The organism is Amycolatopsis sp. (assembly GCF_036008905.1).
Lineage (GTDB): Bacteria > Actinomycetota > Actinomycetes > Mycobacteriales > Pseudonocardiaceae > Amycolatopsis.
The window spans coordinates 13,352-33,007 of record NZ_DASYMU010000110.1 but is presented as its reverse complement, the minus strand read 5'-3'; the positions used below and the strand labels follow the sequence as shown (position 1 = coordinate 33,007).

The window sequence follows — 19,656 nt, the reverse complement described above, 5'->3', positions numbered from 1 at the left end:
TGGGGTAGCTGTCCCGGTCCGAGGCCGACATGGTGATCAGAGCTCCCCGGCGCGTTTGATCAGCGCGGCCGACTCGGCGTCGCCCTCGGTGTGGCGACCCATGACCTGGTGCAACGCGGCCGACGCCGATCGCAGGGCCACGGAGCCGTCGAGCAGTTGACTCCGCAGCACCTCCGACGCGTGGGCATAGGACGCACCGAGCCCGGCCTGCTCGCCGAGTTCGCCGAACGACGCGACGGTGAGGCCGTCCCCGGACACCGCATCGGTGACCGAGTTCAGCTCATCGGCCGTCGCGTCGACCCTCTTGGCATAGTCCGCGATGACATCCGCGCTGACCTTGAAACCCGCCACGAAAACCCTCCAGCTTCGACGTCGTTCACCGGCATTGTGACGTCAAGCGGTGGGCTGGGGTTCCGGCCGGGGTCACCCCGGTGGCGCGGCCTGCGCCTGCGACGCCGGGAACGAGCCCGCTCGCGGGTCGATGGGCACGGAGTCGAACGTCTTCAGCACTTCCTGGGTGTTGAGCGAAGCACCGGTCGGAAGCAGCCTGAGGATCGCGTCCGGCGCCGGCTGCGGGTTGTCTAGTCCCAGCGTATCCGCGGTCTTGGTGTCGGGGACGCCGTAGCGGAGCCCACGGTCGGAAACCAGCTGGATGCTGCCCCTGCCAAAGGTTTCCTTCACGGTGGCGGACTGCACCACCGCCCCGAACCCGGGCTGCATGTAGAACTTGTCGATCTTCGAGCCGTCCGGGCTCGGGGTGCCGACGGCGATGGACTGCTGGTCCTTCGGCGTGGGCACCACGGTCCCCACGAACACCGCGGTGTGCGGTTCCCTGGCGTCGCCCGCGCCGGTGACGTTCCAGCCGAGGCAGGACACCGGTGAGCGGACCGGGTCGAGCACGACGGGCACTTCCTGCGGGTAGTCGTCGACCTGGAGGTATCCCGGGTCGGCGGGCTGCAACGTCCTGACGTTCTGGATCTTGTCCAAGCCCAGCTCGGTGATGTTCGCCCGGCCGTTGCTCGTGGTCCGGATGATATCGGCGACCGCCGACGAGATCTTCTGGATGCCGTTCTGCAGCACCACCCACGACGTCTTGGGTCCGCCTGTCGGCGACGTGGAGAACACGTTGCCCACCGCCAGACCGGCCATCGGGAAGCTCGGCTGGGTCTTCTCACCGGGGATCCTCGGCGGCGCGAGACGCGGAACCTCCGGGATCGCGTTGAGCAGCTCGGTGGAGATCTTCCGCGGCGTGGCCGTCAACCGAAGCGCCGCGGTGACCGCGTTGCTGCTCAGGTCGACCTCCGCGCGCACGGCGTTGGCGGTCAACTGGTTCGGGCTGCTGGTCAGGCGGTAGATCAGGTACGTCTTGCCGTTGACGTTGCTGGCATAGATCGCTTCGCCCGGTGCCAACTCACGCCCGAGATCCGCGACGCCGGCCAGCGCCGTCGTCTCGCGCTTGTTGATGCTGGTCGGGTCCGGCAGGTTCTGGTCCAGCAGGATCTGGTCGCAAACGGCCCAGTTGGTCGAAATCCGCTGTTTGTCGCTCGGGAGCAACTGCGGGCCGTCCGGAATTCCGGTCAGTTTGCCGCGGGGAATGTTCGCGAGTTGTTCATCCGAAATAACGGTCGCTGTCTTGGCAGGCCCGGAAGAACCGCCGGAGGCCGCCGCTCCAGGAGCCGCACCGGGCGCCGCCGCGGTCTGGCTCTGCGACGCGAGCAACAACCGCGCGGACGCCATGTTGAACGTGGGTATCAGCTTCTTCGGGTTTCCCGCGACGACGTACACCGTGCCGGACTGTTCACCGATGACGATGTTCCCGGCTTCCGGGACCGTCGGCTTGGGGCTGATCAAGCCGAAGACCACGAAGCCGACCATGGCCAGCAAGCTGATCACGAAGCCCACGATCGTCGCACGGGAATGCGTCCGCATCGGGTCGTTCAGCATCACGGCATCCCGGCGGACCAGCGCGGACTGCATACGGCGCAGTACGAACTGATGAGCTTGGACTTGAGACTTTGTCGTCGGTGTTGATGGCATTCTCGACCTACTGCTCTCCCAGTCGCGGTACGGTTCCGCAGGATAGCCGTACGGGGACCGTCTGGTGTGGGGTTTCTACCAACTCCGACTAGGGTCGGACACCTCGGGACCGGCTTTCTGGATATGCAGCACGCACGAGGGGAAGAGAACGCGCGGATGTCCGTCACAACTCCTCCACGCCCGAATGGGCCGCCACCGGGATCTCAGCCACCGCATGGCCGCCCACCAGGGCCACCACCCCGGCCGGGCAGGCCCGGCGGACCGGGTGGTCCCGTCGGCGGGCCCGGCGGACCGGCGGGGCCTGCTGGACCGCGAGGTCCTGGCGGACCCGGAGGTCCCGGCGGCCCAGGTGGACCTGGTGGTCCCGGTGGTCCCGGTGGACCGCCACCCGGTGGGCCTCCGCCCGCGCCGCAACCGGGAGCCGCGGCTCCCGCGCCTCGGACGGCACCTCCGGCAAGACGGCGCAAAACAGGCTCCAGCCTGGGCGCCCTGCCGGTGGCGAACGTCGTCGTGCTCGAGGTCGGCCTGGCGATCGGGCTGGTCCTGATCGCGATCAACCTGTCGCTGAAGTACGTCGGCATCGGTGTGCTCGCGGTCGCTTTGGTGATCGCGTTTCTCCGCTGGCGCGGCCGCTGGTTCACCCAATGGGTTGGACTTACCACGCGCTACACCTTCCGTTCGCACGATCGGGTGGCGAACCCGGTGCCGCCCACCAGTTTGGAAGAGATCGCCGCCGAAGAGGACGCGGTGACGGGGCCCGATGACGCCCGCGTCAACCTCCTCCGGCTGGCCGTTCCGGACCTCGTGGTGGCGCACGGCGTCGACCACGAGCGTCAGCAGGTCGGTATCGCCTGGAACGACGGCACGTGGACGGCGGTGCTGCTCGTCGAGCCCGCTCCCGAGCTGATCACGCAGGCGGACGGCGCGCCCAGTCTTCCGTTGGCGGCGCTCGCGCCTTGTCTGGAAGACCGCGGCGTAGTGCTCGACTCGATCCAGATCATCTGGCACACCTACCCCGGAAGTGCCGCGCTGCCTTCGGATTCACCCGCGCTCAGTTCGTACATGGAGGTGCTCGGCCCGCTGCCCGCCGCGGCGCGCCGGACCACCTGGGTCGCGATCCGGCTGGACCCGCGCCGGTGTCCCGCCGCCGTGCGGGAACGTGGTGGCGGCGTCGTCGGCGCGCACCGCGCCCTCATCGGCGCGCTGTCGCGGGTGCGGAATGCCTTGGAGTCGCAGGGAGTTCCGACCCGGCCGCTCGATCCCGACGAGCTGCTGCGGGCCGGTATCTCGGCCGCCGAACTCACCGCGGTCGCCGGTTCCACCACCAGCGTGAGCATGCAAGAACGCTGGACCGGTGTGACGGCGGCCGGAATCGGTCACGCGAGCTACGCGATCACCAGCTGGCCGAAGGGCCAGATCACCAGCAGCCTCAACGCTTTGACGAGTGTCCGCGCGCTGTCGGCCACGATCGCGATGTCGATCTCGCCGTCTTCGGACGACGGCCAGATCGGCCTGCGCGGAGTCGTCCGCCTGAGCGCACGGAACCCTCGTGAGCTGGAGGCCGCCGACCAGCGGCTGCAGAGCATCGCCGGAAGGCTGGGCGTGACCTTGACCCCGTTGCGCGGACTGCAGATCGCCGCGTTCGCCGCGACGCTGCCCATCGGAGGTACGGCATGAGTACGCGTGTCCGCGACGCGGGCCAGCGCGCCGGTGTCGCTCCTGAGTTCACCGTCGACCCGGCGCTGCTCGACGCGATCAGCCCGTCCGGCGACCGCGGCGGCATCGTCCTCGGTTCCGGTCTCAAGGGTGAGCCGCTGACGATTTCGGCGCTGCGCTCGACACCGACCCGGATCGTGCTCGTCGGCGGGCTGTATCTGGCCCGCCAGGTGGCGCTGAGGGCGATGGCCGTCGGCGCTTGGGTGGTTGTGGCCACCGGGCGGCCCGCGGCGTGGCAGGTGCTGTCCAAGGCGGCCGGAACGCAGCCCAACGGCGGCCCGTCTCCCCTGGTGCAGATCCGGCGGCTCTCGCCGGTCGAGCTGCCCCGCCCGTCGGAGGACGCGCCGCTGCTGGTCGTCACCGACGGCGGCCCGACGCCGCAGGACCTGTTCCCGCCGCGTTCGCCCTGGCAGACGACGATCTACGTGCTCCCGTACCTGCACCCGCAGGCCGGCGCGACGGCCAACGCGGCCGACCTCGTGCTGATGCAGCGGCTGCCGATCGGGCAGGCCGAACTCGCCGCGCGGATCTGGCGGCTGCCGCCCCAGATGATGCGGCAGCTGACCACGTTGAAGGACGACCAGGTCGTCGCCCTCGGGCGCAACCTGTGGCGTCCCCTCCGCCTGGTCACCACGGCCAAGGAGCAGCAGCTGCTCGGCCCCGTCCGCCGAGGCGACTGACCTGCGGCGCGCGCGTTTAGCGGGCTAATCGCGCGCGCTGAGGTCGGTGAGCTGGGGCGGGAAGTTATCCACAGGCGTGGGTTGATGTGGACAACTCGGCAGTTGTTGATCTTGATCGGCAGAAATCGTCGGTGCTCGTGCCGACGGTGTCGGAGTGGCAAAGACACTTGATCTCAGCGAACTTCCCGACGTCTTCCGTGGCTCCGAAGCGCGCAAAGCGGGCCTCATAACCCCCGGGCAACTTCGCGGACACGCCGTCCGACGGCTCTTCCAGGACGTCTACACCAAGGCCGACATCGAGGTGACGCACGAGCTGCGGTGCCGAGGTGCCGCATTAATCGTGCCCGAAGAGGCAGTCTTGACCGGCCGATCCGCGGCGACTGTCCTCGGCATCGAACTCGCCCAGCCGCTCGATCCCGTCGAATTCGTCGTTCCGGAGAAGTTCCGGTTCGGGCCCATCGTCGGCATCAAGGTCCGCAGAACAGAAGTCCTGGCGACCGAATCCAAGCCCTGGGAAGGCGCGCGGATCGCGACACCGGACCGGATCGCGCTCGACCTCCTGCTGCGGCTTTCCCCGCGCACCCGCGGGTGGATCAGGCGGCTGCGCATCGGCGTCCCAGACCTCGACGCCTTCCTGCGCGCTCGGCTCGTCAGCGAACTCCGGTTGAGGGCACTGTTCGCGGAGAAGCGGCTCCGGGGAATCCGACTCGCTCGCAATGCCTTGCAGCTTGCCGACCACCGCGCCGAATCACTGCCCGAGTCGGAGCTGCGAGTCGTCATGGTGGTGGCCGGGTTCCGGCCGAAACCGCAGCACAAGGTCTACAAGAAACGAAAGTTCCTGGGCAGGCTCGACCTCGCGATCCAGGCGTGCCTGGTAGCCGTCGAATACGACGGCCGATGGCATGACACACCCGAGCAACGCCGCCTCGACCGTGAGCGAAGACAGCGGATGGAGGCCGAAGGCTGGCGCTTCGTCATCGTCACCGCCGAGCAACTGGCGACCGACTACGGCGGCATTCTCGACCGCATCCGTGACGCCGTGCGCGCGCAGTTAGCCCGCTAACCGCGCCCGTCGGGGGACGGGGAGGGGTTTCGCGTGCGGATGTTGCGGGTTTCTTTGGCGCGCGCGGCGAGTTGGGAGTCGGGCGGGTAGTCGACGGCGACCAGGGTCAAGCCGCGAGCAGGAGCGACGACGCTGCCCCGGACGCGGCTGTCGAGAACTTGCGCCGGCCATTTGATGCCGCGACGACCGTCGCCGACAAGCAGTATGACGCCCACAAGACTTCGCACCATCGAATGACAGAAGGCGTCCGCCGACACCTCGGCGACGACGGTGTGGCGGTCGGTCCGATGCCAGGTCAGCCGCTGCAGCTCGCGGACGGTGGTCGCCCCGGCCCGCTGCTTGCAGTACGCGGCGAAGTCCTGAAGCCCGAGCAGGCCCAGCGACGCCTCGTTCATTCTGTCGACCGACAGCGCCCGCCCCCAGCCCACGGTGTCGTGACGCCGCAACGGCTCCACGCCCCACGACGAGTCCGACACCTGGTAGCGATAATGCCGCCGCACGGCCGAAAAGCGCGCGTCGAAGCCCGCCGGGGCGATACGCGCGTCCAACACCCTCACATCGCGTGGAAGGAGGCTGTTCCAGCGATACTGCATGCGCTGCAGGTCGAAGATGCCGTGCTCGTTCACCGCGATGCGCCCGTGCGACGGTTTGCCCGCTAAAGGCGCCACGTCGACGTGGATGACTTGGCCGGACGCGTGCACACCGGCATCTGTGCGGCCTGCGACGACGACTGGGCCCGCCACGGACGCGCCGGGGGGTTGTTTCTCCAGCGCGTCCTCGATGAGGCTCTGAACGGTCCTGAGGCCCGGTTGCGCGGCCCAGCCCGAAAAGTCGGTGCCGTCGTAGCTGACGTCCAAGCGGAGACGAACAAACCCGCCCTCCCCAATGGGGACAGCGGGCTCGTTCGGGTCGGTAAAAGCGGTCAGGACTCGTCGTCCTCAACCTGCGACGGCGGCAGGCTGTAGCCCGCTGCCTCGGCGGCTTCGGTGCTGGCGAACCAGACCTCGGGCACCGTCTGGTCGTAGTACGCGCTCTCCGGCGTGTGGTACAGCTTCGAGTCCGCGTTTCCCTTGATCGGGAAACCTTCGGGCTGCGAGCCGTCCTCGAGCGGAGCGTGGCCGCCTTCGGGGACCTCGGCCGCTTCGACCTCGGCCACCTCGGTGGTCTCGACAGCAGCGGCCGCCTTCGGGGCGTCCTTGGCGAACTTCGTCTTGCGAGCCGCCTCGGCTTCCCGCGTCACGGTCGGCTCGGTGACCAGTTCGATGACGGCCATGGCCGCGTTGTCACCCTTGCGGGGCATCGTCTTGGTGATCCGGGTGTAGCCACCCGGACGCTCGGCGAACATCGGGCCGATCTCGGCGATCAGCTTGTGCACGACGGGCTTCGCGCGGATGACCTTCTGGATCATCCGGCGGTTGTGCAGGTCGCCCCGCTTCGCCTTCGTGATCAGCTTCTCGGCCAGCGGACGAAGGTGCTTGGCCTTCGCCTCGGTGGTCGTGATCTTGCCGTGCTCGAACAGCTGGGTGGCCAAGTTGGCCAGGATCAGCTTCTGGTGGGCGGCAGACCCGCCGAGACGGGCGCCTTTAGTGGGCGTGGGCATCGATTCTCCTAGTTCAGCTGTACAGCTGGAGGCCAGGTCCGTCCACTGAGGACATCCACAGTGGACGGACCAGGGCAGGCCTTACAGCTGTTCCGTCTCTGCGTAGTCTTGGCCATCATCGTGGCTGCTGTCCGAAATACCGTCCGTGATGCCTTCGACGCCCTCGGACCAGCCTTCTCCGTCATAGCTGGCCGCGGCCGCCGTCGGGTCGAACCCGGGCGGGCTGTCCTTGAGCGCGAGGCCCAGACCGACGAGCTTAAGCTTGACCTCGTCGATGGACTTCGCACCGAAGTTGCGGATGTCGAGCAGGTCGGCCTCGCTGCGCGAGACCAGTTCGCCGACGGTGTGGATGCCTTCGCGCTTGAGGCAGTTGTACGACCGGACCGTGAGGTCCAGGTCCTCGATCGGCATCGCGTAGGCGGCGATGGTGTCCGCTTCCTGCGGCGACGGGCCGATCTCGATGCCCTCGGCGTCGACGTTGAGCTCGCGAGCCAGTCCGAACAGCTCGACCAGCGTCTTACCGGCGGACGCGACAGCGTCCCGCGGCGTGATCGACGGCTTGGTCTCGACGTCCAGGATCAGCTTGTCGAAGTCGGTGCGCTGCTCGACACGGGTCGCCTCGACCTTGTAGGTCACCTTGAGGACCGGCGAGTAGATCGAGTCGACCGGGATCCGGCCGATCTCCGCGCCGGCCTGCTTGTTCTGCAGGGCGGGCACGTAGCCGCGGCCGCGCTCGACGACCAGCTCGATCTCCAGCTTGCCCTTGCCGTTGAGCGAGGCGATGTGCAAGTCGGGGTTGTGCACGGTGACACCGGCCGGCGGCACGATGTCGGCCGCGGTGACCTCACCCGGGCCCTGCTTGCGCAGGTACATGGTGACCGGCTCGTCCTCTTCGGAGCTGACGACGAGTTCCTTGAGGTTCAGGATGATGTCGGTGACATCTTCCTTCACGCCCGGAACCGTGGTGAACTCGTGCAGGACACCGTCGATGCGGATGCTCGTGACTGCCGCGCCCGGGATGGACGAGAGCAGCGTGCGCCGCAGCGAGTTGCCGAGGGTGTAACCGAACCCGGGCTCCAGTGGTTCGATGGTGAACCGGGAACGGGTCTCGTTGACCGTCTCTTCGCCGAGAGCCGGCCGCTGGGAAATCAGCATGTTTTCCTTATCCTTTCCGTTCGACGACCGCCATATGACGTCGAAGGGGATGGCGCACCTTAGCCGCCCACGGTGAGGATCCACCGCGGACGGCCGAGGCAAGGCGAACGGCGCACCCTGCGCGCCGCCGCTCGATCACGAACCGGGCCGGAGCCCGGACGGGATCACTTCGAGTAAAGCTCGACGATCAGCTGTTCCTGAACCGGAACGTCGATCTGCGCGCGCTCCGGGAGCTGGTGGACCAGCACACGGAGGTTCGACGGGACAACCTGCAGCCACGCCGGGATCGGCCGGTCACCGAAGGACTCCTTGGCGATGACGAACGGCAGCATCGCGAACGACTTGGGTCGCACGTCGATGATGTCGAACTTCGACACCTGGAAGCTCGGGACGTTGACCTTCTTGCCGTTGACGATGAAGTGGCCGTGGCTCACCAGCTGGCGAGCGGCACGACGCGTCCGGGCGAGGCCGGCGCGGTAAACCACGTTGTCGAGGCGCGACTCCAGGATCTGGAGCAGGTTCTCACCGGTCTTGCCGGAGCGGCGGACGGCTTCCTTGTAGTAGCGGACGAACTGCCGCTCAAGAACGCCATAGGTGTAACGAGCCTTCTGCTTCTCCTGGAGCTGAAGCAGGTACTCGCTCTCCTTGATCCGACCGCGGCCGTGCTGGCCGGGCGGGTACGGACGGCGCTCGAACGCCTGGTCGCCACCAACAAGGTCAACCTTGAGGCGACGGGAAATACGAGTTGCGGGGCCTGTGTAACGTGCCATCTCTTCTTATTCCTCCCCGTTCCTCAGACCCGGCGCCGCTTGGGCGGGCGGCAACCGTTGTGTGGCTGCGGGGTCACGTCCTGGATGGTGCCGACCTCGAGGCCGGCGGCCTGAAGCGACCTGATCGCGGTCTCACGGCCGGAGCCGGGGCCCTTGACGAAGACGTCGACCTTCTTCATGCCGTGCTCGGCGGCCTTGCGGGCCGCGCTCTCGGCTGCCATCTGCGCGGCGAACGGAGTCGACTTACGCGAGCCCTTGAAGCCCACGTGACCACTCGACGCCCACGCGATTACCGCACCCGTGGGGTCGGTGATCGAAACGATGGTGTTGTTGAAGGTGCTCTTGATGTGCGCGTGACCGTGCGCGATGTTCTTCTTTTCCTTGCGCCGGACCTTTTTGGTCCCAGCGCCAGTACGAGACTTCGGTGGCATGTCTTGCGGGTTCTCCTCTTAGCGCGCGTTCTCTTGGTGAGCGGCTGCTGCTTCACGCTGTCCGTTGCGGATGACTGATCCGGCGTCGGTGTACAGCTGGCGCAGTGCCATCGGGCGGGCATAGAGCGCCTTCGGCGAAACGCAGGAAGCCGTGCCGCGGCGCTGGGCGCCGCCCATGTGCATGATCTTCTTGCCGACGACGACACTCACTTCTTGCCAGCCTTCTTCTTGCCGGCGACCGTCTTCTTCGGACCCTTACGAGTACGAGCGTTGGTCTTGGTGCGCTGCCCACGGACGGGAAGTCCGCGGCGCCAACGAAGACCCTCGTAGCACCCGATCTCGATCTTCCGACGGATGTCGGCGTTCACCTCGCGGCGAAGGTCACCCTCGACCTTGAAGTTCTCTTCGATGTGGACCCGCAGCTTGTTCAGGTCATCGTCACCGATGTCCTTAACGCGGGTGTCCGCGTTAAGCTCGGCAGCGGCGATGAGCTGCTTGGAGCGGGTACGGCCGATGCCGTAGATGTAAGTCAGCGCGATCTCCAACCGCTTTTCGCGGGGGAGGTCTACGCCAGCGAGTCGTGCCATTGGCGCTGGTGCTCCTTGTCGTTCGTTTCTTCAGGTCTGCTCCCCGTCCGATTCCGGGACCGACTCGCTTGTCGTCCACCCACTCGCGTGGTTGGTGTCCCGGCCCCGGCCTGAAGTCCGGGGGTGAACCGGACCGCATCACACGGCCCGGCAGGTGCGGGGAGGCTTTATGGCTGTCAATCCACTCTGTTACGAGTGCGGGGAGATCAGCCCTGCCGCTGCTTGTGCCGCAGGTTTTCGCAGATCACCATGATCCGGCCGTGACGGCGGATCACCTTGCACTTGTCGCAGATCTTCTTGACGCTCGGCTGAACCTTCACGTCTCCTGCTCTCCTGCTTGTGCTCTACTCTTCGTGATCACTTGTAGCGGTAGACAATGCGACCACGAGTCAGGTCGTAGGGCGAAAGCTCCACGACAACCCTGTCCTCCGGCAGGATGCGGATATAGTGCTGCCGCATCTTGCCGCTGATGTGTGCAAGGACCTTGTGGCCATTCTCCAACTCGACACGGAACATCGCGTTGGGGAGTGGCTCGACTACGCGGCCTTCGACCTCGATGGCCCCGTCTTTCTTGCCCATGTCCTCCGCATTTCCTCGTGCTACGCAGCGTAATCGTTTTGAGCGAGTGCTTGGCTGGGTGGTGCTGGCGCACGGCACACCCGACTCCAATGTGCCAAACTTTCACGAGCGCGCTGGAATCGGCGTGATGAGTACGCCGACTTGATAGTGTACGCAACCCGTGTCAAGGTCCCCAAACGGGGGTAACCGTGTTAGTGAACCGCCCACCGCGCCCCGCCGCCCTGACCACTGAAAAAGTGCGTTTAGCGGGCTAATCGCGAACGCGCGCAGGCCACAGACCTGCGTTTAGCGGGCTAAACGCGTTTTTTGAGGTGGGGGGTCAGACGTCTTCGGGGGCGGTGAGCACCCAGGGGCCGTCTTCGGTGATCGCGACGGTGTGCTCCCAGTGCGCGGCACGGGAGCCGTCGGCGGTGACCACTGTCCAGCCGTCGTCGAGCTCGAGGGTTTCGCCGCCGCCACCGGTCAGCATCGGCTCGATCGCCAACGCCATCCCGACCTTGAGCCGCGGGCCCTTGCCCGGCTTGCCGACGTTCGGCAGGAACGGATCCATATGCATTTCCGTGCCGATGCCGTGGCCGCCGTACTCGAGGATCATCCCGTACTTGATGCCGTCGGCGAGGCTCGTGGCCTCCGCGGACGTCTGCACCGCGTGGGAAATATCCGTAAGCCGTCCGCCGGCTTTCACCGCTTCGACGCCGGCCCACATCGCGGCCTTGGTGGCCTCGGACAACGCGAGATCGGCGGCCGAAACAGTGCCGATCGCCAGCGTCACCGCGGAGTCGCCGTGCCAGCCGTCGAGGATCGCGCCACAGTCGACCGAGATGATGTCGCCGTCGGCGAGCACCTGGGACGGAGCCGGGATCCCGTGCACGATCTGCTCGTTGACCGAGGCACAGATCGACGCCGGGAAACCGTGATAGCCCTTGAAGGACGGCACGGCACCGGCATCGCGGATCGTCTGCTCGGCGATTTCGTCAAGCTCGGCGGTACTCGTACCGGCCTTCGCCGCCTCGGCGACAGCGGCGAGGGTGCGTGCGACCACCAAACCGGCCGCACGCATCGCCTGCAACTCACCGGGCGTCTTGATTTCGATCATGCGCCCACGACGGAGCACTTGCAGAACACGCAATCCTCCGAGATTCACGAGTGGTCGCGCAGCGCTTCCAGCACCCGCGCGGCTACCTCGTCAACTTCACCGACTCCGTCGACAGTGATCAAGATGTCGGCGTAGTACTCGAGCAGCGGGGCCGTCTCCGACATGTAGATCTGCTGACGGCGACGGATGACCTCTTCGTTGTCGTCCGCGCGACCCCGGGCGAGCAGGCGGTTGACGACGACGTCCTCGGCCACCTTCAGCTGGATCACCGCGTCGAGACCGAGTTCGTTCTCGGCCAGGATCTGCCCGAGAACCTCGGCCTGCTTCGTGTTGCGGGGAAAGCCGTCGAGCAGGAAGCCGGACTTGGCGTCCGGCTCGCTGAGCCGCTCGCGGACCATCTCGTTCGTCACCGAATCCGGCACAAGTTCGCCGGAGTCCATGTAGCGCTTGGCTTCCTGACCCAGCGGGGTCTGCTCTCCGACGTGCGCCCGGAACAGGTCACCCGTCGAGATGTGCGGAATGCCGAGACGCTCGGACAGCGTGATGGCCTGCGTCCCTTTGCCTGCGCCGGGAGGACCGACGAGAACCAGGCGCGTCACTTCAAGAACCCTTCGTAGTTGCGCTGCATCAGCTGGCTTTCGATCTGCTTCACGGTGTCGAGACCGACACCGACCATGATCAGCACAGCCGTGCCACCGAACGGGAAGTTCTGGTTGTTCCCCCCACCGGTGATGGACAGGAAGAAGTTCGGCAGAATCGCGATAATGCCCAGGTAGATCGAGCCCGGCAGGGTGATCCGGCCGAGGACATAGCTGAGGTACTCCGCGGTGGGGCGTCCCGGCCTGATGCCGGGGATGAAGCCACCGAACTTCTTCATCTCTTCCGCACGCTCGTCCACGTTGAACGTGATCGTGATGTAGAAGTACGTGAAGAAGATGATCAACGCGAAGTACAGCAGGACGTGCACCCAGCTGGACTGGTTGACCACGTAGTTGGCCAGGAAGACCTGCCAGCCGGAGCTGCTGTTCGGGTTCCCGACCAGACGGCTGATCAGGTCCGGCAGGTACAGCAGCGACGAGGCGAAGATGACCGGGATGACACCGGCTTGGTTCACCTTGATCGGCAGATAGGTCGACGTGCCGCCGTACATCCGGCGGCCGATCATGCGCTTGGCGTACTGCACCGGGATCCGGCGCTGCCCCTGCTCGACGAAGATGACGCTGGCGATGATGACCAGGCCGAACAGGCAGATCAGGAAGAAGACGAGCGGGCCGGAGCTGCTCCAGATGTTCGCGCCCTCGTGCGGGATCCGGGCGGCGATGTTCAGGAAGATCAGCACGGACATGCCATTACCGATGCCGCGTTCCGTGATCAGCTCACCGAGCCACATCATGACGGCGGTACCGGCGGTCATCGTGATGACGATGAGCGCGAGCGAGTACACGCTGCCGTCGGGGATGACCTCGCAGTCGGGGAAGAGCTGCTTGCGGTCGGCCAGCGCCACGACACCGGTCGCCTGCAGGATCGCGAGCGCGATCGTCAGGTACCGCGTGTACTGCGTGAGCTTGCCCTGGCCAGACTGGCCTTCCTTCTTGAGCTCCTCGAACCGAGGGATCACGACGGTCAGCAGCTGAACAATGATGCTCGCCGTGATGTAGGGCATGATGCCGGTCGAGAAAATCGAGAGCTGGAGAAGGGCGCCGCCACTGAACAGGTTCAGCAGGGAGTAGATCCCCTGCTCCTGTACCTGGGCTTGACAGCCCTGCACGGCGATATAGGAGACCCCCGGCGCTGGGGTGATCGCGCCGATTCGGTAGACGGCAACGATGGCCAGCGTGAACAGGATCTTCTTACGTAGATCCGGCGTCGCGAGAGCCGAGCGGAAGGCGCTGAGCACGCGGGGGACCTCCTCGGCGTCGCCGGTCATCGAACCGGCGATCGGCTTAGCCGGCACTAGTCCGGCGGGAACACAACTCACTGGCAGGCAAGCCAGGAACGCTTCAGGACAGACTCGTCCCGAAGCGTGTCGCCGACTCTAACAGCTTCACGGGGAGTGTCCGCAGTGTGTGTGCGTTTTCCCGACCTAGGTCGGGAATCCACGCTCTGTGGACCTCGCGCAGTTGGCCTGCGAGTGTGTCGATGATATGGGCTTTTCCTGATGTCAGAAGCATGTTGGGGTTTCGCGCTCGGCGTATTTCCGGTCTTTCGGCGGATTGGATCTTGCTTTTTCCGGCGGTGTGCGGTGACTCCGGAGCGTCGATGTCGCGCGATCACGAACGCCCCTCAGGGGTGCGCTCCCCGCGCTCTCCGTCACACCCCTCCCCCGACCTGCGGCGCGACGTTTAGCCCGCGAAACGCAAATTTGCGCCCTGGGCGACCTTGGACCTGGCGCGAGCGCGTTTAGCCCGCTAAACGCGCGTGAGAGGGGTGCGTGAGGGGCGCCAGGCTCAGAGGGGCGGACGAGGGGCCGCGGGCTGGGGCGTTTGCGTTTCGCGGGCTAAACGTCGACGTGCTGGTGGGGAGAGGGCTTGGAGGTCGGGGCGAGCGCGTTTCGCGGGCTAAACGTCGCGGGGTGGGGGTGGGGACGTGAAAAGGCCCGCCTGGTCCTGGGGACCGGGCGGGCCTTTTCGGGGGGTGAAGCGGTACTGAGGCGGTTAGGCGTCAGTTGATGGTGGCGGAGCCACCGGCTGCTTCGAGCTTCTCCTTGGCAGAGCCAGAGAAACCGTCGGCGGTGATGTCGAGCTTCACGTTGTTCAGGTCGCCGTTCGCGAGGACCTTGACGAGCCGGCCCTTACGGACAAGGCCCTTCTCGACGAGGTCCTCGTTGCCGACCTTGCCACCGTCCGGGAACACGCGGGCGATGTCGCCCAGGTTCACCGGCTGGTACTCGGTACGGAAACGGTTCTTGAACCCACGCAGCTTCGGCAGCCGCATGTGGATGGGCATCTGCCCACCCTCGAAACCGGCGGGCACGTTCTTCCGGGCCTTGGTGCCCTTGGTACCGCGACCGGCGGTCTTGCCCTTCGAGCCCTCACCACGGCCGACTCGCATCTTGTCGCGCTTGGCGCCAGGAGCGGGACGAAGGTGGTGGATCTTGATGGCCGTCATTCTTTGACCTCCTCAACAACCACGAGGTGCCGGACGGCCTTGATCAGGCCGCGGACCTCGGGGGTGTCTTCACGCACTGTCGACTGCCGGATCTTGCGCAGCCCGAGGGTGCGCAGCGATTCGCGGTGGTTACGCTTGGCGCCGATCTTGCTCTTGACCTGGGTGACCTTCAGCTTTGCCATGTCAGACCCCCTGACCAGCGCGCTGACGCAGCATCCGGGCGGGAGCGACGTCCTCGAGCGGCAGGCCGCGGCGGGCCGCGACCTCCTCGGGACGCTGCAGGCCCTTCAGCGCGGCGACGGTCGCGTGCACGATGTTGATGGCGTTGTCGCTACCCAGCGACTTCGACAGCACGTCGTGGACACCCGCGCACTCCAGCACGGCACGCACCGGGCCACCGGCGATAACACCGGTACCGGCGGAAGCCGGGCGAAGCAGCACCACTCCGGCCGAGGCCTCACCCTGGATCGGGTGGGGAATCGTGCCGGCGACGCGGGGGACGCGGAAGAAGTTCTTCTTCGCTTCCTCTACGCCCTTGGCGATGGCCGCGGGGACCTCTTTGGCCTTGCCGTAGCCGACACCGACCTGGCCGTCGCCGTCGCCGACGACCACCAGTGCGGTGAAGCTGAACCGACGACCACCCTTGACGACCTTGGCGACACGGTTGATCGCCACGACCTTCTCGAGGTGCGGGGTCTTCTCCTGGCCGGCTCCACGGCCACTGTCGCGACGATCGCGGCCGCCACCACGACGGTCATTGCGGTCGTTGCCGCCCTGACCACCCTGGCCCGGGGGGCCGCCCTGACCGCCGCCGAATTGCCGTGTACGTCCCGGCATCAGGCTTTCCTTCCGTTCACAAGCTTCTGCATCGTCAGAACACCAACCCGGCTTCGCGGGCGGCGTCGGCAAGAGCGGCGATCCGGCCCTGGTAGGCGTTGCCACCACGGTCGAACACCACGGCCGTGATACCGGCGTCCTTCGCACGAGCCGCGAGCAGCTCGCCGACCTTCGCGGCCTTGGCCTTCTTGTCGCCGTCCATCGCACGGACATCGGCTTCCAGCGTGGAAGCCGATGCCAGGGTGTGGCCGACCAGGTCGTCGATGAGCTGAACCGCGATGTGCCGCGAGGACCGCTTGACGACCAAGCGCGGACGCTGGTCGGTGCCGCTGATCTTCTTGCGCAGGCGGAAGTGGCGACGAGCCTTGGCAACGCGGCGGCGGGTCGAGATGTCCCGGCCGACCGTCTTGCGCTTCGTAGTAGTCGTGTCGCTCATGATCACTTACCCGTCTTTCCGACCTTGCGGCGGATCTTCTCACCCTCGTAGCGCAGACCCTTACCCTTGTACGGGTCGGGCTTCCGCAGCCTACGAATGACAGCAGCGATCTGGCCGACCTTCTGCTTGTCGATGCCGGAGACCGAGAAGCGCGTCGGCGTCTCGACCTTGAAGGTGATGCCTTCCGGCGCGGCGATCTTGACCGGGTGGCTGTAGCCGAGCGCGAACTCGAGGTCCGAACCCTTCGCAGCGACACGGTAACCAACGCCGTGGATTTCCATCTTCTTCTCGTAGCCCTGGGTAACCCCGACGATGAGGTTGTCCACGAGGGTACGGGTCAGACCGTGGAGTGCACGGCTTGTGCGCTCCTCGTTGGGGCGCTTGACGAGCAGCGTGCCCTCTTCGCGCTCGACCGAAATCGGCTCCGCGATGGTGTGCTCGAGGGTGCCCTTGGGACCCTTGACCTGAATATGCTGACCGTTGATGGTCACCTCGACCCCGGCAGGGACGGTGACCGGCAGCTTTCCGATGCGTGACATGCCTAAGCCCCCTTCCTTACCAGACGTAGGCGAGGACTTCGCCGCCCACGCTGTTGCGCTTGGCCTGACGATCGGTCTGGAGGCCGGAGGACGTCGAAATGATCGCGACGCCAAGGCCACCGAGAACGTTCGGCAGTTCGGTCGATTTTGCGTAGACCCGCAGACCCGGCTTGGAGACACGCCGGAGGCCGGCGATGCTCCGCTCACGGTTGGGGCCGTACTTCAGCTCAACGACGAGGTTCTTGTGCTTCTCGCCCGGCTCGTCGCGGTAACCCGCGATGTAGCCCTCGCGCTTCAAGATCTCGGCGATGTTCGCCTTGATCTTGGAGTGGGGAAGCACGACCTCGTCGTGGTACGCCGAGTTCGCGTTACGCAGACGAGTCAAGAAGTCTGCGATGGGGTCGGTCATCGTCATGGTGACCTGTCAACCTTTCTCGCCTGGTTCCCCGCCGGCTAAAAGTCGGGCGGGGCCTGTGGCGAAGTGGGAGTTAAGAAGCTTTACCAGCTGGACTTGCGCACACCGGGAAGTTCGCCTGCATGTGCCATCTCGCGAAGGCAGATCCGGCAAAGCCCGAACTTGCGGAAGACGGCGTGCGGACGTCCGCAACGCTGGCAGCGCGTGTAGCCGCGAACCTTGAACTTCGGCGTCTTCGCGGCCTTGTGGACCAGTGCTTTCTTGGCCATCGGCTTAGTTCTCCTTGAACGGGAAGCCGAGCTTGCGAAGCAGCGCGCGGCCCTCGTCGTCGGTGGTGGCGGTGGTGACGACAGTGACGTCCATACCGCGCGGGCGGTCGATGGCGTCCGGGTCGATCTCGTGGAACATCGACTGCTCGTTGAGACCGAAGGTGTAGTTGCCGTTGCCGTCGAACTGCTTGGGCGAAAGACCGCGGAAGTCGCGGATACGCGGCAGTGCGATGGTCACGAGCCGGTCGAGGAACTCCCACATGCGGTCGTTGCGCAGCGTGACGCGCGCACCGATCGGCTGGCCTTCGCGAAGCTTGAACTGCGCGATGGACTTGCGGGCCTTGCGGACCTCGGGCTTCTGGCCGGTGATCGCGGCCAGGTCCCGAACGGCACCCTCGATCAGCTTGCTGTCGCGAGCGGCGTCACCGACACCCATGTTCACGACGACCTTGACGACACCCGGGATCTGGTGGACGTTCTCGAACGAGAACTCCTCCTGGAGCTGTCCCTTGATCTCGTCGCGGTAGCGAACCTTCAACCGCGGGATGATCTTCTCTGCGGTGGTCATCAGATGTCCTTACCGTTCCTGCGCGAGACGCGAACCTTCTTGCCGTCCTCGCCGATGCGGTAGCCCACGCGGGCCGGCTTGCCGTCGGAGTCGACCACCTGCACGTTGGAAACGTGGATCGGGGCCTCCTGCGTGACGATGCCACCGGACTGCGCGCCGCGCTGGGTCTGGGTGATCGCGGTGTGCTTCTTGATCCGGTTCACACCTTCGACCAGCACGCGCTCGCGCTCGGGGTAGGCCACAATGACCTTGCCCTTGGCGCCCTTGTCCTTGCCGGCGATAACGACGACCGTGTCGCCCTTCTTCACCTTCATGCTCTACAACACCTCCGGCGCGAGCGAAATGATCTTCATGAACTTTCGGTCGCGCAGCTCGCGGCCCACCGGGCCGAAGATGCGGGTGCCTCGGGGCTCATTGTCGTTCTTGATGAGCACAGCGGCGTTCTCGTCGAACCGGATGTACGAACCGTCCGGACGACGACGCTCCTTGACCGTGCGGACGATGACAGCCTTGACGACGTCGCCCTTCTTCACCCCGGCAGCCGGGATGGCGTCCTTCACGGTGGCGACGATGATGTCGCCGATACCCGCGTAGCGCCGCCCCGAGCCACCGAGCACGCGGATGCAAAGGATTTCCTTCGCGCCCGTGTTGTCGGCAACCCGTAGCCGCGACTCCTGCTGGATCACGTCAACTCCTGTATGTCGCGCTGGTTCTCGGCTGTTGAAACCCAACCAAGCCGAGCCTTGCGGAACTGAGGGGGCTCGAAACCCCTAATTACTGCCTAGCGCCCGACGGCCCCGAGGGGCCGGTCGGAACTACTTGGCCTTCTCCACGATCTTGACCAAACGCCAGCGCTTGGTGGCCGACAGCGGACGGGTCTCCATCAGGGAGACCCGGTCGCCCACGCCAGCCTCGTTGTTCTCGTCGTGCACCTTGACCTTGCTGGTGCTGCGAAGAACCTTGGCGTAGCGGTGGTGCTTCTTGCGGTCCTCGAGCTCGACCACGATCGTCTTGTTCATCTTGTCCGAGACGACCAGGCCCTCGCGGGTCTTACGGTCGTTGCGGGACTTGACGTCCTGCGCCTCGTTGAGCGATTCGCTCATGCCGCACCTTCACTTTCGGCCTCGGGAGAAACGGACAACCCGAGTTCACGCTCACGCATAACCGTGTAGATCCGCGCGATGTCCGTGCGAACCGTGCGCAGGCGGCGGTTGTTGTCCAGCTGCCCGGTGGCCATCTGGAACCGGAGGTTGAACAGCTCCTCCTTGAATTCCTTCAAGCGCAACACGAGCTCTTCTGCTGTGAGCTCACGAAGTTCTGACGCGTCAACTGCTCCAGCTTTGCTCGCCATCAGAACTCACCACCTTCACGGGTCACGATTCGGCATTTCATCGGCAGTTTGTGGATCGCGCGGCGGAGTGCCTCGCGAGCCGTCTCCTCGTTCGGGTAACTGATCTCGAACATCACCCGGCCGGGCTTGACGTTGGCGACCCACCACTCGGGCGAACCCTTACCGGAACCCATGCGGGTTTCGGCGGGCTTCTTGGTGAGGGGGCGATCCGGGAAGATCGTCGTCCACACCTTGCCGCCACGCTTGATGTGCCGCGTCATGGCAATACGAGCGGACTCGATCTGCCTGTTGGTCACGTAGCTGTGCTCAAGTGCCTGGATGCCGTACTCACCGAACGTCACCTTGGTACCGCCCTTGGCGGCACCGGCGCGCTTCGGAGAGTGCTGCTTCCGGTGCTTGACCCTGCGTGGGATGAGCAC

Annotated in this window: 30 protein-coding genes and 1 pseudogene; 3 read left to right on the top strand and 28 right to left on the bottom strand. The window is 65.9% G+C overall.

The window, feature by feature from the left end; all coding sequences use genetic code 11:
- Positions 1-36 precede the first annotated feature (36 nt).
- The 3 genes from VGP60_RS20445 to VGP60_RS20435 form a co-directional block, all read right to left on the bottom strand.
- Positions 37-351: a hypothetical protein gene (locus VGP60_RS20445; RefSeq protein WP_327549639.1), complete on the bottom strand. Its 315-nt coding sequence runs from the start codon at positions 349-351 to the stop codon at positions 37-39.
- Positions 352-423: 72 nt separating this feature from the next.
- A complete protein-coding gene (gene eccB, locus VGP60_RS20440; RefSeq protein WP_327549638.1) occupies positions 424-2,037 on the bottom strand; it encodes a type VII secretion protein EccB in 1,614 nt (537 codons plus the stop codon).
- 163 nt (positions 2,038-2,200) lie between these two features.
- Positions 2,201-2,425, bottom strand: coding sequence for a hypothetical protein (locus tag VGP60_RS20435; protein WP_327549637.1), 225 nt, complete (start codon positions 2,423-2,425; stop codon positions 2,201-2,203).
- Positions 2,426-2,532: 107 nt separating this feature from the next.
- On the opposite strand from VGP60_RS20435, the gene eccE reads away from it, so the two are divergent.
- From eccE to VGP60_RS20420, 3 genes are all read left to right on the top strand, one after another.
- Complete coding sequence (gene eccE / locus VGP60_RS20430) at positions 2,533-3,714, top strand: type VII secretion protein EccE (protein WP_327549636.1); 1,182 nt, start codon at positions 2,533-2,535, stop codon at positions 3,712-3,714.
- Entirely contained in the window at positions 3,711-4,433 is a 723-nt protein-coding gene (locus tag VGP60_RS20425; RefSeq protein ID WP_327549635.1) for a hypothetical protein, read from the top strand. The genes eccE and VGP60_RS20425 overlap by 4 nt, the downstream gene beginning before the upstream one ends.
- A gap of 154 nt (positions 4,434-4,587) precedes the next feature.
- Positions 4,588-5,496 carry a hypothetical protein gene (locus tag VGP60_RS20420; RefSeq protein ID WP_327549634.1) on the top strand — a complete coding sequence of 303 codons (909 nt, stop codon included), beginning with the start codon at positions 4,588-4,590 and terminating at the stop codon, positions 5,494-5,496.
- Here the strand turns inward: VGP60_RS20420 and truA are convergent.
- The 25 genes and pseudogenes from truA to rplP form a co-directional block, all read right to left on the bottom strand.
- Positions 5,493-6,353 (bottom strand): tRNA pseudouridine(38-40) synthase TruA, encoded by an 861-nt coding sequence (gene truA / locus VGP60_RS20415; protein ID WP_327549633.1) that lies wholly within the window; start codon positions 6,351-6,353, stop codon positions 5,493-5,495. The two genes, VGP60_RS20420 and truA, sit on opposite strands and share 4 nt — an antisense overlap.
- A 242-nt stretch (positions 6,354-6,595) precedes the next feature.
- A pseudogene (gene rplQ, locus VGP60_RS20410) lies at positions 6,596-7,096 on the bottom strand (50S ribosomal protein L17); the annotation flags it as partial.
- An 81-nt stretch (positions 7,097-7,177) separates the two neighbouring features.
- Positions 7,178-8,251 carry a DNA-directed RNA polymerase subunit alpha gene (locus VGP60_RS20405; RefSeq protein WP_327549632.1) on the bottom strand — a complete coding sequence of 358 codons (1,074 nt, stop codon included), beginning with the start codon at positions 8,249-8,251 and terminating at the stop codon, positions 7,178-7,180.
- A 164-nt stretch (positions 8,252-8,415) separates the two neighbouring features.
- Positions 8,416-9,021, bottom strand: coding sequence for a 30S ribosomal protein S4 (rpsD, locus tag VGP60_RS20400; RefSeq protein ID WP_327549631.1), 606 nt, complete (start codon positions 9,019-9,021; stop codon positions 8,416-8,418).
- A 23-nt stretch (positions 9,022-9,044) separates the two neighbouring features.
- Positions 9,045-9,452, bottom strand: a complete 408-nt coding sequence (gene rpsK / locus VGP60_RS20395) for a 30S ribosomal protein S11 (RefSeq protein WP_297544165.1) — start codon at positions 9,450-9,452, stop codon at positions 9,045-9,047.
- A gap of 18 nt (positions 9,453-9,470) precedes the next feature.
- A complete protein-coding gene (locus VGP60_RS20390; RefSeq protein ID WP_327549672.1) occupies positions 9,471-9,662 on the bottom strand; it encodes a hypothetical protein in 192 nt (63 codons plus the stop codon).
- Complete coding sequence (gene rpsM, locus VGP60_RS20385; RefSeq protein WP_327549630.1) at positions 9,659-10,039, bottom strand: 30S ribosomal protein S13; 381 nt, start codon at positions 10,037-10,039, stop codon at positions 9,659-9,661. The genes VGP60_RS20390 and rpsM overlap by 4 nt, the downstream gene beginning before the upstream one ends.
- A 206-nt stretch (positions 10,040-10,245) precedes the next feature.
- On the bottom strand, positions 10,246-10,359 hold the full coding sequence (gene rpmJ / locus VGP60_RS20380) for a 50S ribosomal protein L36 (protein WP_004558882.1): 114 nt from the start codon (positions 10,357-10,359) through the stop codon (positions 10,246-10,248).
- A gap of 37 nt (positions 10,360-10,396) precedes the next feature.
- Entirely contained in the window at positions 10,397-10,618 is a 222-nt protein-coding gene (infA, locus tag VGP60_RS20375) for a translation initiation factor IF-1 (protein WP_033384191.1), read from the bottom strand.
- Positions 10,619-10,937: 319 nt separating this feature from the next.
- Positions 10,938-11,714 carry a type I methionyl aminopeptidase gene (gene map, locus VGP60_RS20370; protein ID WP_327549629.1) on the bottom strand — a complete coding sequence of 259 codons (777 nt, stop codon included), beginning with the start codon at positions 11,712-11,714 and terminating at the stop codon, positions 10,938-10,940.
- 44 nt (positions 11,715-11,758) lie between these two features.
- Positions 11,759-12,313, bottom strand: a complete 555-nt coding sequence (locus VGP60_RS20365; RefSeq protein WP_327549628.1) for an adenylate kinase — start codon at positions 12,311-12,313, stop codon at positions 11,759-11,761.
- A complete protein-coding gene (gene secY, locus VGP60_RS20360; RefSeq protein WP_327549669.1) occupies positions 12,310-13,611 on the bottom strand; it encodes a preprotein translocase subunit SecY in 1,302 nt (433 codons plus the stop codon). The genes VGP60_RS20365 and secY overlap by 4 nt, the downstream gene beginning before the upstream one ends.
- A 764-nt stretch (positions 13,612-14,375) precedes the next feature.
- Complete coding sequence (gene rplO, locus VGP60_RS20355) at positions 14,376-14,822, bottom strand: 50S ribosomal protein L15 (protein ID WP_327549627.1); 447 nt, start codon at positions 14,820-14,822, stop codon at positions 14,376-14,378.
- Positions 14,819-15,004 carry a 50S ribosomal protein L30 gene (gene rpmD, locus VGP60_RS20350; protein ID WP_327549626.1) on the bottom strand — a complete coding sequence of 62 codons (186 nt, stop codon included), beginning with the start codon at positions 15,002-15,004 and terminating at the stop codon, positions 14,819-14,821. The genes rplO and rpmD overlap by 4 nt, the downstream gene beginning before the upstream one ends.
- Position 15,005: 1 nt before the next feature.
- Positions 15,006-15,659: a 30S ribosomal protein S5 gene (rpsE, locus tag VGP60_RS20345; protein ID WP_327549625.1), complete on the bottom strand. Its 654-nt coding sequence runs from the start codon at positions 15,657-15,659 to the stop codon at positions 15,006-15,008.
- 34 nt (positions 15,660-15,693) lie between these two features.
- Positions 15,694-16,101, bottom strand: a complete 408-nt coding sequence (rplR, locus tag VGP60_RS20340; RefSeq protein ID WP_327549624.1) for a 50S ribosomal protein L18 — start codon at positions 16,099-16,101, stop codon at positions 15,694-15,696.
- Positions 16,098-16,634 carry a 50S ribosomal protein L6 gene (gene rplF, locus VGP60_RS20335; RefSeq protein WP_327549623.1) on the bottom strand — a complete coding sequence of 179 codons (537 nt, stop codon included), beginning with the start codon at positions 16,632-16,634 and terminating at the stop codon, positions 16,098-16,100. The genes rplR and rplF overlap by 4 nt, the downstream gene beginning before the upstream one ends.
- A gap of 16 nt (positions 16,635-16,650) precedes the next feature.
- Positions 16,651-17,049, bottom strand: a complete 399-nt coding sequence (rpsH, locus tag VGP60_RS20330; protein WP_020668413.1) for a 30S ribosomal protein S8 — start codon at positions 17,047-17,049, stop codon at positions 16,651-16,653.
- A gap of 83 nt (positions 17,050-17,132) precedes the next feature.
- Positions 17,133-17,318, bottom strand: coding sequence for a type Z 30S ribosomal protein S14 (locus VGP60_RS20325; protein ID WP_125788823.1), 186 nt, complete (start codon positions 17,316-17,318; stop codon positions 17,133-17,135).
- 4 nt (positions 17,319-17,322) lie between these two features.
- The gene (gene rplE / locus VGP60_RS20320; protein WP_327549622.1) at positions 17,323-17,886 is read right to left on the bottom strand and encodes a 50S ribosomal protein L5; all 564 of its coding nucleotides are present in this window, start codon (positions 17,884-17,886) and stop codon (positions 17,323-17,325) included.
- Positions 17,886-18,200, bottom strand: coding sequence for a 50S ribosomal protein L24 (gene rplX, locus VGP60_RS20315; RefSeq protein ID WP_327549621.1), 315 nt, complete (start codon positions 18,198-18,200; stop codon positions 17,886-17,888). Before rplX ends, rplE begins: the two co-directional genes overlap by 1 nt.
- 3 nt (positions 18,201-18,203) lie before the next feature.
- Positions 18,204-18,572, bottom strand: a complete 369-nt coding sequence (gene rplN, locus VGP60_RS20310; RefSeq protein ID WP_004558867.1) for a 50S ribosomal protein L14 — start codon at positions 18,570-18,572, stop codon at positions 18,204-18,206.
- A gap of 129 nt (positions 18,573-18,701) precedes the next feature.
- Positions 18,702-18,989, bottom strand: a complete 288-nt coding sequence (gene rpsQ, locus VGP60_RS20305; RefSeq protein WP_327549620.1) for a 30S ribosomal protein S17 — start codon at positions 18,987-18,989, stop codon at positions 18,702-18,704.
- Positions 18,986-19,237, bottom strand: a complete 252-nt coding sequence (gene rpmC / locus VGP60_RS20300) for a 50S ribosomal protein L29 (RefSeq protein ID WP_327549619.1) — start codon at positions 19,235-19,237, stop codon at positions 18,986-18,988. The genes rpsQ and rpmC overlap by 4 nt, the downstream gene beginning before the upstream one ends.
- Positions 19,237-19,656: a 50S ribosomal protein L16 gene (gene rplP, locus VGP60_RS20295; RefSeq protein ID WP_327549618.1), complete on the bottom strand. Its 420-nt coding sequence runs from the start codon at positions 19,654-19,656 to the stop codon at positions 19,237-19,239. The genes rpmC and rplP overlap by 1 nt, the downstream gene beginning before the upstream one ends.